The sequence below is a fragment of the Micromonospora sp. WMMD956 genome (genome assembly GCF_029626125.1).
Classification (GTDB): Bacteria; Actinomycetota; Actinomycetes; order Mycobacteriales; family Micromonosporaceae; genus Micromonospora; species Micromonospora carbonacea.
Genome location: NZ_JARUBI010000002.1, coordinates 1 through 7,750 on the forward strand (window position 1 = coordinate 1; position 7,750 = coordinate 7,750).

Consider the following 7,750-nt stretch of genomic DNA (forward strand, 5'->3'; position numbering starts at 1 on the left):
CAGAATGTTGGTGGCCGCGATCGTGGCGGCCGCCGTCACCGCTCTGGGCTGCGGTGCCGGCTCTGACGAGGACGCGGCCACGCCGGCCCCGACGTCGGCACCGGCGGACGACAGCCTTGCCTCCGCCGCTGCGGCCGCCGGGATCCCGCCTACCCCATCGCCTGAAGATTGGGCTGCCTACATCAGCGCGCTGAAGGACATCAACCCGGACATCGTCGGAGACAAGGACGAGAAGACGATCATCGACCGTGGCCGGAGCCAGTGCCAGTCAATCGGCAACGGCGAGGCAGACGAGGCAAAGCTCGTCCAGCTCACGAACTTGCGATTTTCGGCGCCGGGGTATCCGGACGGGTTCGGGGAGGAGACCGCCACCCAGATCCTGGCTGTGGTGCGGCAGTACATCTGTCCAGACTTCTGAGACATGGCGGAGCGGCCCCGCACCGGACTCGGTGCGGGGCCGCTGCTGTGTACGGAGGTCAGCGTCCAGGCGGGACCTCGTGTCGGGGTGCGGACGCCAGCCACGGCGCGTACCGCCGCATCCAGGCGTCGACGCCGGGGATGGCCATGACTCGGGTGATGGCGCCGGTGACCGCGACGACGCCGGCGACGGCCGGCACGGTGTCGATTCCGGCCTCGGTCGCGGCGAGCGGGATCAGCGGCAGCGCGGCGATCGCCGCGGCGACGGCCGTCCGGAGGGTGGCCCGCCACGGGTGGCGGGACTGGGTGGTGACAGGACTGGCCATGGTCATCGCTCCTCGTCGGTCGCGTCGACGGCCGCGCGGACAAGGCAGTCCTTCGCCTCGACCGCCCGGCGAATCGCGGTGGTCAGCTCCGGACCGTCCGGGAGGTCCGCGACGAGGTCGAGCACCGCGCTGCCGATGCGGGCAGATACGGCGGCCAGCGGTGGCGGCAGGTGCGACCAGGCAAGGTGCCGGGCGATCTGGACGGTCGACCGGTGTCGGCCGGTCAGCGCGGCCTCGATGCCGGCGCGGGTGCCGGCCGCCGCCTGCAGCGGATCGGCTGGATCGGTCGGGGTCTGTGGCACGAGGGTCTCCTATCTTTCACCGGCTCTATGCCGGCGATGGGCGGGCAAGGTGCAACTGTGCGGTCAGGTCCTCGACCTGGCCGCGCAGCTGCAGGATCGTGGCGTCGCGGGCGGCCAGGACCTCACGAAGCCGGTCCCGGTCGCCTTGGGTCCGGCGTAGCTCGTCGGCCAGGCCCGCCTCAGCGGTCGCCAGTTGCGCCAGCCGTGACTCCAGGTCGGTCACCCGCTGGCGAAGCCTCTCCTCTTCAGCACTGGTGAGCCGCAACGCCTCACGCAGGTCGGTGATCTGGCTCCGGGCCCGGTCCAGCGCGTCTCGCAGGTCACTTGTCAGCTGCTGGTAGACGTCCTGGCTGATCCGGGTCGTCTCGGCCTGCAGGTGCTTCGCCTGGGCGGCGGCGTGCTGGGCCTGGGCCTGGCGGAGCCGGCGGCCGACCATTGCGCCGGCGGCCGGCCCGCCGACCGCGGCGCCGAGCACCGCCGCGCCGGCGCCGACCAGCGCGGTGAGTAGGCCTGGGTCCATCAGTTGGTGGCGAGCAGCGCCCGGCCGAGCGCGGCGGCGCGCTCCTCGCCGAGGACCGCGACCAGGGCGGTCGCCGCTTCCTCCGGTGGCCGGGCGGCGAGCCCGGTCAGCACCCCGGCGATGATGGCGTCCTCGTCGACCCAGTCCCGGCCGAGCGCCTCCCGCACCTCCACCCGCAGGGTTGCGACGTCACGAACCGCTCTCGCGGCATCAGCGGCGGCACCACGGGCCGCCGTGTGCAGCGCCGGCCCATCCTTGGGGTAAATCCAGCCGTTGACCGCGATAGCGATCCTGCGGAGGTCTTCCTCACTGATCACGTCATCTCCTTCGACGATTTGCTTCGCCCTGGCCACGATCGCCGGCTTCTGGGCAACGATCGCCGGCCCCGGGCATTGGCTGTGTCCCCAGTCGTATCCGTTCTCGGCGCCCATGCTGTGGTGGCCGAGACCGCGGCCGTCAGGGGACGACGCGATCTGCAGCCGCACACCGTGCTCGGTGTGGGCACGGGCCAACAGCTGGGCGTTCGACTCCAGTTGCGGCGGGGTCAGCGGGTCCGGCAGGAAGCCTTCGTTCTCGATGCTGAGCCAGGTGCGGTTGCCGGCCCGCTGGGTCCATGCCCGGATGTCGGTGTCGACCATCTGTGCGATCCGGCCGTCCTTGGCCACGATGAAGTGCGACGACACCCGCGACGCCGGGTTGCGCTGCCAGGTGATGGTGCCGTCGAAGTATCCGGCGGCGATGTGCACCACGACGCCGTGATGCGCGTCCAGGCGGTCCGCCGGCTCGTCGGGTTTGCCGGTGCCGTTGCCGCTGTTCACGGTAGGGCCACGCCAGGTGGCGAGGTCTGTCCATCTGGCCAATTCAGGACACCTCCGGGAAGTCGTCGTCCCAGCCTGCTGCGTAGGCGAGCAGCCCGCCGACCAGGCCGACCAGCGCGGCGGCGGCGAGCACGATGAGCAGAGCCATGTCATTCCTCTCTACAGTGGCCGGCGGTAGTGGACATACAGCGCCGATGCCGCCTGGTTGGTGCCGGATTGCACGTCGAGCGGGGTGGCCGTGGCCTGCCGGACACGGACCTCCACGTAGTCGCCGGTCTCCATGCGCAGCAGCGGCGCGTGCGCCACCGACAGTGCCGTGTCCGACGTCGCCGGCCAGATGACTTCCCGCGAGCCGAGGACCGACACGCCGTTGAGCCACAGCCAGGCCAGGCGTCGGTCGGCGACGTACGGCTCCCACATGATGTGGCCGGAGACCTCGTACCAGCCGTCGACCTGGCACGTGTATCGGGTCGGCTCGCCGGAGTCCCAGCCGCCGTGCGTGTCCAGCTCCGCCACGTCCCATTCGACGCTCGTATCAGTGGACGCCAGGATCTCCTGCGCGGACGACATCCGCAGGACGGCGGCCGGCGGGTCGACCAGGGTCGCCAGGTCGTCGCCGGTGACGATCTGGCCGTCGGCGATGGTCATCGGGCGAGCCTCCACGGCGCTACGGGCCGGACCGGTGATCCGGCCAGGATGGTCTTGACCACGCCGTTGACCGGGGTGGCCGCGATGGTGAACGTCTGCCGGCCCGGCTCGAACAGTTCGGCGTCGTCGATGTAGGTCAGCACCCCCGACGTCGGGGTGCCGGTCAACCGGACCCGACCGGAGACCCGCGCCGCCGACGCCGGCGGGGACGAGGTCGCGGTGAGCTGGGTCCACGTGTCGGCGATGACGCCGGCCGTCACCGTGGTGGTGCCCAGCAGACCGCCGCCGTCGTCATACCACAGGATCTGCATGTCGATGACACGCGTCGACGCGCACCGCACCCACGCCGACCAGGTCCACGCGTACGCGCCGTCCAGGGCGTGCACCGGGATGACATCGGTGGCGGCGATCGCCTCGGCGCTGACCCCGTCGGGAGTCAGCAGCAGCGACGCCGACCCGGTGTGCGCCTGCGCGGTCGACCGGCCGACGGTGCCGCCGGTGCCGGACCAGCCCGACGCGTCAACCTCGAACGTTCCGTTGGGGTTGACGGGACCGGCCTGGGCGCAGCTGGTGGCGGTCAACCGCACCCCGGACACCAGCACCTCCATCGGGTAGTCCGGCGGCCGGACGGTCCACAGCGATCGGTTCCCGGCGGCTCTCGCCACCGGCAGCGCCGTGTCGACCCCGGCGTCGACGTCGGCGGTGGTCACCGATCCGCGGGTGCCCGTGCGGGTCGTTGACGCCAGCACACCGACCCGGTACAGCGCGGCGGGGCTCGTCGACCACGTGATCCGCAGCGACGACAGGTCGAACTCCTCCGCGTAGCCCTCGACGATCTGCTCGACCGGGTCCGGCGGCAGCCCGAACGCGTCCAGGCCCTGCAGCTGGACCAGGTCACCGACGTCGACGGCGGCGGCCGCGTCGCGGGCGGTGTCGTCCCACGCCAGCGACGTCAGATCCACCGGGATCTGCGGGAACCGGGTCTCGTCGATCGTGCCGGCCGACAGCATCCACCACGCCGCCGACTCCAGCTCGGCCGCGTCGGCGACGTTGCGGTCCAGCTCGACCGGCATCCGGCCGACCCCGTCCGGATCGTCCGTCGGATCCTGCACGTTCAGCGCACCTGTCTCCTGGACGATGCGTGTCTCGGCGCCGGCCGTGCTCCGCAGGGTGACGTCGTTGACGATCAGCTTGTCGTCGTCGACCGGCGTCAACGGGGACGCCAGCCGACCGGACCCGTGCGCCAGCACCAACGGCGTCTGGTTGTACAGGGTGGACCGCAGCCGCATCACCAGCGCCCGGGTGCCGCGCGCCTCGGTGAGGATCGCGTCGTCCGCGTCCGCGCACTCCTGCAGCAACTCCAGCACCGACAACCGCCGCTGCGGACCCATCGGCGCCGACGACGCGGCGTCACCGATCAGCGAGGAGCCGGGCACCGACTCCTCGGCGCAGAGCCGCTCGAACCGGTCCCCGGCGGTCTCGCCGGCGTGGCCGGTGGCAGCTGACACGGTGTCCGAGGTGCCCGGGACCGGTGACCAGATCGCGACGTGCCCCAGCGACGGCATCAGGTCGTCGCCGTTCTCCCGCTCACGCGGGTTGAGCACCCACTCCGTGACCTGCCCTACCGTGCCGGCAAGCGTGTCGCTGAAGCTGGCGACGGTCGCGGCCAGCAGGCCGTCCACCCAGACTCGGATCCGGATGTTGCCGCCGTCCTGGTCACCGTCGACCCGGTAGTGGTGCGGCAGCCCGTCGGCGATCGTGAACGCGGCCCAGCCCGACCCGAAGCTGGTCAACGCCCGACCATAGAAGACGGTGAGACCCTCAGGAGCGACGTTGGCCTCGTAGCGCATCGTCTCCTCGGACGGATGATCCGTGAACGCGTCGGTCGTCTCCCACCAGATCGGCGTCCGGGAGTCGGCCTGGTCCCGGGGCTGGGTCATCACCCACTCGACACGCCACCCGGACCCGCCCGCCGGCTGAGGCACCAGGCCCCGCAGGGTGCCGCCCCGGGACAGATCCACCACCGGCGCGGACCCCGGCCCGACATCACCGGTGCCGAACTCCGGCAGCCCGGCCGGAGGGATCGGCTCACCAGTGTTCGGCGCCTCGAACCGGGAGTAGCCGAACGGCCGCGCCGGCGGGCACCCGGGGATCGGTGACCGGGCCAGCGGCGCCCCCGCCGGATCCTCCAACGGCCAGTAGCCGGCCGGCCCGGTCGCCGGGATCGCACGCCGCAACGCGGACTGCAGCGGCGCGGCCGACACCGTGTGCCGCAGCCCGTACGCGGTGACCTCCACCCACCGCACCGACGCGGTCAGATCCCACTGCGCCGGCCACTCCAGCACATCGCCGACGAACCGCACCGGCGCGGTGGTCAGCTGCGGCACGGTGACCCGGATCGGCACCCGCCGACCGATCACCCCGAACAGATCCGAGCGCGGATTGCGCCGCGAATAGCGGCCCACCACGCCCGCCGCGACCCGCGACGCACCGTTGTTGATCATCAAAGTGCAGGTCGCCGCATCCGGCTCGCCGCCCTCGTTCTGCGTGCCCCGGGTGATCCGCACCTTCCGCTTGTTGAACACATCCGCCGAGATGTCATGCCACTCGCCGGCGTAGAACAGCTCAGTGACCGGCGTGAAACGGGTGCTCACCGGGCACCCCGCTGCCCGAACGCCAACTGCACGTTCCCGCGACCCTTGACCCGCACCAGCTCCCGGATGATCTCCAACAACAGGGCCATCAGTCGGCTGCCGTCGCCCTCGAACAGGACCGTCGTGTCCCCGCCGCCACCGTCCAGGTCGCGGGCACCGCGCGGCAACGGCACCACCGCCTCGTCGTACCGGCCCTCACCGATCACCGCCAGCCGGCCACCCGGCGTCGCCGGCACGATCCCACCATCGGCCAGGTACGGGATGTTCGGCGTCGACAGGGTCACCGACGGGATGTCCAGGCCGAGGACCGACCCACCACCCAACGTCAGCGAGAAGTTGTTCCACCGGGCGATCAGCCAGTTCAGGGCAGTGCGGAACGCCGTCTTCAGCCCGTCGAACATGCCCCGCGCGCCGCGCGACAATTTGCCGGGGAGTCCTTTGAAGAATGCAACGAACCGGTCGATCCTCGACTGGATCTCGTTCCACATCGCGACCGCGATCCGGCCGACACCCTTCCAAAAGCCGGAGAAGATGCCCCACCACGTCTTAAACAAGGCGATAAAGAACTTCCCGATCGTGATCCAAACGGTGGAGAAGACCGTCCACCACAGCTTGGCGAGGGTGATCACGGTATCGAACAGCCACGTCCAGCCCGTGACGATCCAGTCGACCGCCCACTTCACGACCGCCACGATCGCCGTCCAGATGACCGACCACAGGTCCTGGAACCACGTCGTCTGCGTCGCGATCCACACGATCACTGCGACCAACAGAGCGACACCGGCGATGATCAGCAGGACGGGGCCGAGGGTCGTCGCCATCACGATGCCCCACGCGGTCTGCACCGCCGTCCAAATCTTGACCGCGATAACAACGAGCGCGATCGCCGTAGCGAGAATGCCGAGGCCGGTCGCCAACGGCACCACCCAGTCCGAGTTTTTCTGCAGCCAGCCGAAGGTGGCTTCGATGTACGGCACGGCATCGGCCAGCGTGGTGACCAGGGCCAGTTCGGCCTTCCGGCGGAAGTTGTCGAGTCGCTGGCTGGCCGAGCCCTCCAGCGCGGCACCGGCCGAGTCGCTCGCCCCGGCCACGGTCTCCAGGCCGTCACCCACCGACGCCATCGACTGCAGAAACTGCGGGATGTCCGACTTGTTGAGGTCCTCCAACGGCGCGCCGAACAGCGCGATCGCCTGCTCTGCCTGGCTGGTCGGGTCCTTGATGGACGCCAGTCCGCCGACGATCTTCTGAAACGCGGCCTGGGCGCGGTCACCACCGGCCAACAGGTCGTTCGACATCTTGTGCGCGTCGAGCCCGATCGACTCGTACGCGGTCTTCGTCGAGTCGGACATCTCGGTGGCCAGGAGCGTCATCTCTTTGATGGCGTCGCCGGTCTTGTCCAGACCCCACTTGCCCTTGGTCGCGGCGTCGGTCAGCAGCGCGAACGTCTGCTCACCGCTGAACCCGACCGCACGGAAGAACTGGCTGTACTCGTCGGCGACCTCCAACACGTCCGGCACCAGTGCCTCCGGTACGCGCCGGCTCGCCGCGGTGATGAGGTCCAGGGCGTGCGTCGCGTCCCGCGCCAGCCCGGACCCGATCAACGTGGAGGCGTACTGCGCGGCCGCTGCGACGTCGACGCCCCACGCCGTCGCGTACGCCTGGGTCCGTACGGTCAGGTCCTCCAGCTTCGCGGCGTCCCCGTCCGGCACCAGTCCGGACGACAGCACGGCCCTGGTCGCGGCCATCGCGTCGGCAGCGCTGGCCGCGAAGCCTCTCCCGTAGACCTCGCCGGCGACATCACCCACCTTCGCCGCGAGCACCGGATCACCCAGCCGGGCCTCCAGCTGTGCGCGGGCCCGGTCCAGGTCCATCGCGCCGGCGATGCCGACGGCGAGGGTGGCGCCGATCGCGACCGCGCCGATCGCAGCGGACTTCTTGACCGCCTGCCACGTCCGGTTGAACGTCGACCGGATCGCTTTGGTGCCTTTCTCAACGCCGCCGGCGTCGACGCCGATCTTGACCATGAGGTCCGCCAGAGTCGCCACCCGGGTCACCTCCTCGACGT

General features: G+C 70.7%; 8 protein-coding genes. 1 reads left to right on the forward strand and 7 read right to left on the reverse strand.

Annotated features, from left to right (window positions below; genetic code table 11):
• On the forward strand, positions 1 to 418 hold a 418-nt coding region (locus O7628_RS00100; RefSeq protein ID WP_278127509.1), incomplete at its 5' end, for a hypothetical protein.
• 58 nt (positions 419 to 476) lie between these two features.
• Here the strand turns inward: O7628_RS00100 and O7628_RS00105 are convergent.
• The 7 genes from O7628_RS00105 to O7628_RS00135 all read right to left on the reverse strand — a co-directional run.
• Positions 477 to 743 carry a hypothetical protein gene (locus O7628_RS00105; protein ID WP_278127510.1) on the reverse strand — a complete coding sequence of 89 codons (267 nt, stop codon included), beginning with the start codon at positions 741 to 743 and terminating at the stop codon, positions 477 to 479.
• A 2-nt stretch (positions 744 to 745) separates the two neighbouring features.
• Positions 746 to 1,045 (reverse strand): hypothetical protein, encoded by a 300-nt coding sequence (locus O7628_RS00110; RefSeq protein ID WP_278127511.1) that lies wholly within the window; start codon positions 1,043 to 1,045, stop codon positions 746 to 748.
• Positions 1,046 to 1,070: 25 nt separating this feature from the next.
• A complete protein-coding gene (locus O7628_RS00115; protein ID WP_278127512.1) occupies positions 1,071 to 1,565 on the reverse strand; it encodes a hypothetical protein in 495 nt (164 codons plus the stop codon).
• Positions 1,565 to 2,383 (reverse strand): peptidoglycan recognition family protein, encoded by an 819-nt coding sequence (locus tag O7628_RS00120; RefSeq protein WP_278127513.1) that lies wholly within the window; start codon positions 2,381 to 2,383, stop codon positions 1,565 to 1,567. The genes O7628_RS00115 and O7628_RS00120 overlap by 1 nt, the downstream gene beginning before the upstream one ends.
• A gap of 159 nt (positions 2,384 to 2,542) precedes the next feature.
• Complete coding sequence (locus O7628_RS00125; RefSeq protein WP_278127514.1) at positions 2,543 to 3,031, reverse strand: hypothetical protein; 489 nt, start codon at positions 3,029 to 3,031, stop codon at positions 2,543 to 2,545.
• A complete protein-coding gene (locus tag O7628_RS00130) occupies positions 3,028 to 5,685 on the reverse strand; it encodes a hypothetical protein (protein ID WP_278127515.1) in 2,658 nt (885 codons plus the stop codon). Before O7628_RS00130 ends, O7628_RS00125 begins: the two co-directional genes overlap by 4 nt.
• On the reverse strand, positions 5,682 to 7,750 hold a 2,069-nt coding region (locus O7628_RS00135), incomplete at its 5' end, for a phage tail tape measure protein (RefSeq protein WP_278127516.1). The genes O7628_RS00135 and O7628_RS00130, both read right to left, overlap by 4 nt.

Excerpts from the sequence above, each read along its gene's own strand:
- O7628_RS00105 (WP_278127510.1), bottom strand. The coding sequence starts at position 743 with ATGGCCAGTCCTGTCACCACCCAGTCCCGCCACCCGTGGCGGGCCACC.
- O7628_RS00115 (WP_278127512.1), bottom strand. The coding sequence starts at position 1,565 with ATGGACCCAGGCCTACTCACCGCGCTGGTCGGCGCCGGCGCGGCGGTG.
- O7628_RS00125 (WP_278127514.1), bottom strand. The coding sequence starts at position 3,031 with ATGACCATCGCCGACGGCCAGATCGTCACCGGCGACGACCTGGCGACC.